The 2517-nt window shown below is 72.7% G+C and carries 3 protein-coding genes and 1 pseudogene; 1 reads left to right on the forward strand and 3 read right to left on the reverse strand.

What is annotated here, in order from left to right; genetic code table 11:
- Positions 1–91 precede the first annotated feature (91 nt).
- Positions 92–439 carry a hypothetical protein gene (locus AB0F10_RS45245; protein ID WP_360640752.1) on the reverse strand — a complete coding sequence of 116 codons (348 nt, stop codon included), beginning with the start codon at positions 437–439 and terminating at the stop codon, positions 92–94.
- A 70-nt stretch (positions 440–509) separates the two neighbouring features.
- Positions 510–1313, reverse strand: coding sequence for a class I SAM-dependent methyltransferase (locus tag AB0F10_RS45250; RefSeq protein ID WP_360640754.1), 804 nt, complete (start codon positions 1311–1313; stop codon positions 510–512).
- 114 nt (positions 1314–1427) lie between these two features.
- On the opposite strand from AB0F10_RS45250, the gene AB0F10_RS45255 reads away from it, so the two are divergent.
- Positions 1428–2219 (forward strand): GntR family transcriptional regulator, encoded by a 792-nt coding sequence (locus AB0F10_RS45255; protein ID WP_360640756.1) that lies wholly within the window; start codon positions 1428–1430, stop codon positions 2217–2219.
- Between the two features lie 96 nt (positions 2220–2315).
- On the opposite strand, the pseudogene AB0F10_RS45260 reads toward AB0F10_RS45255, so the two are convergent.
- Positions 2316–2517, reverse strand: a pseudogene (locus tag AB0F10_RS45260) (cysteine--1-D-myo-inosityl 2-amino-2-deoxy-alpha-D-glucopyranoside ligase); the annotation flags it as partial.

Here is a 2517-nt window from a genome sequence, read left to right on the forward strand (position 1 = left end):
GATGTTGTGTCCACAACGCACAGACGATCATGCGGTGGCCGTCCCAATTCCTGCGGGATCCGAGGTCACCTCACGAACGGCGGCTGCCGTACTAGTGCCAGAAGGTGGCGACCGCCGCGTTGATCAGCGTCAGCGCGATGATGCCGATGAAGTGCCCGCGGTTGACCTGGTCGCGCTTGCGGGGCACGAACACCATCACGAAGATCATGATGGCGATCACGAGCTTGACGCCCAGCTTGATCGGGTCCGGTTCGGCGTCGCCGCCGCCGCGCAGCGGTGCCGACAGCGCCAGGCCGGTGAGGACCTGGATGATCGCGCCCCACAGCATCGCCGGGTTGATCCGCAACTTGCCCGAGACGAACTGCGCGATCGCGCCACCGAGCAGCAGCGCGAAGCCGATCAGGTGCGCGTATCTCAGGATCAACCGCAGTGCCTCCACGCCGGGGGCTCCTCTCGCTCAGGTGTCCCGACAGCGTAGGGGTGTCCTGCCGATCATGGCGGGACACCCCCTACGCCGCGGGCCGCCGGGCGATCGTCAGCAGGTGGCTGCTCGCACCGAGGATGCTCGGCTCGTCCTCGACCCGGCGCAGCATGTCGAGCATGACCCGGGTCAGGTGGGGGTCGGCGAGGAACTCCGTCAGCCGCGGACCCGTCATCCAGAGCGGGCCCTCGACGGCCACCGTGCGCACCCCGGTGAGGCCGGCCTCGACGGCCTCGGCCGCCGGCTCCTCCGGGCGGTGGAAGTACGCGCTGGTGAACCAGCGTGACTCCGCGCCGCCGTTGCGGTGCACGCCGTCGTCCACCGCCCGCTCCACGATCGACACGAACTCCGGATGGGCGTAGTAGCCCCTCACGACACCGTCGAAGAGCGAGGCGAACCTGCTGATCACCGCGCCCACGACCACCCCGCCCGGGCGTACGACGCGGGCTGCCTCGCGCCAGGCCGCGACCCGGTCGACGCGGTCGGCCAGGTGGTAGAGCGGGCCGAACAACAGCACGGCGTCGGCGCCGGCGTCCGGTTCGGGCAGGTCGCGGGCGTCGCCCAGGACCGCGGTCACGCCCTTCAGCGCGGCGGCCGCGGCGACGTGCGACGGGACCGGGTCGATCACCCGTACGGTGTGACCCGCCTCGGCGAGCGGGCGCGCGTAGACCCCGGTGGCGCCGCCCACGTCGAGGATCTCGGCGGGCGCCGGCGGCAGCGTGCGGGTCAGCACGTCCCAGGTGCGCAGGAACTCCAGGCGGCCGGTGCCGGCGCTGAGCCGATCGCGTTCGCCGCCCCGCTCGTAGTACTCGAGGATCTCGGGACTCAGCATGTCCACGATGATCAACCACCCGCCCCGGGGCGGTCGACCGAGTTTCGGCGTGTCGCTGTCGCACCGCGCACGCCGCGTGAGTCATCCTAGGAACCTGGGTCTGGAGGTACGTCGATGACGATCAACCCCGGTGCCGCCGAGTTCCCGCACCGTCAGATCGCCGCGCAGCTGCGCGAGCGGATCCGCCGCGGCGACTGGAACCCCGGGGAACGGCTCCCCTCGATCCCCGCGATGGCCGAGATGTTCGGCGTCGCGAAGCAGACCGTGCAACGCACCGTCGACCAGCTGCGGGTCGAGGGAGTCCTGATCACCAAGCCGGGCTCGGGCACCTACGTGCGCGGCACCCGGCGCCGGCTCAACCGGCTCTCCCGCGGCCGCTACGGCGCCCACCGCGGCTACCACGCGGACCTGGCCGCCCGCTACCGCCAGCAACTGGCCGGCGTCGCCCGCGAGGCCGCGCCGTCCGAGGTCGCGGACGCGTTCGGCGTCCGCGACGGCACCGAGATGCTGGTACGCCGCCACGTCGTGCGCGCCGACGACGCCACGGTGGAGGTCGGCGCCTCCTGGTTCCGGGTGACGGACGCGACCGGGACCTCCCTCGAACGGGTCGAGGCGTTCGGCCGGCCCCTGTACCAGGAGGCCGAGGAGGCCATCGGGCGGCGGTACGCGTCGGCGACCGACACGATCAGCGCGCGGCAGCCGAGCCGCGAGGAGGCCGAGATCCTGCAGATCCGGCCGGACACCCCGGTGCTGCACCTGCTGCACGTGGCGTTCGACGAGACCCGCAAGCCGATCGAGGTGGCCCAGGCGACGTGGCCGGGGCCGATGACGACGCTGACCGAGGACTACCGGATCCCGGCCCCGGTGCCCGAGCCGGACCCGGACCCCGGCCTCACCCTCGCCTGATCCGGTGCGGCGCGACACCGGCCGATGAAGCACCTGCGCGACGTTGCCTGACGCCCTGCCGCACCGGGCGCCCGGGCGCCGTCGTCGCGGAGTGCCCTAGAGGCGGATGCCCAGCAACGCGTCGACCGTCTGCGCCATCAGCGCCGGCGCCTGCGCGTCGTCGCCGACCGCGGCGAGCGCCGACTCCGACCAGGCGTCGACCAGGGCCAGCACGGCCGGGGTGTCGAGGTCGTCGCCGCTCCTGTGGCGTCGTTCGTCGTCCAGTATGGCCGGGGTGTCGCGGGAACGCCGACCGCCG

It is taken from the genome of Actinoplanes sp. NPDC026623 (assembly GCF_040638275.1).
In the GTDB taxonomy this organism is placed as follows: Bacteria; Actinomycetota; Actinomycetes; order Mycobacteriales; family Micromonosporaceae; genus Actinoplanes.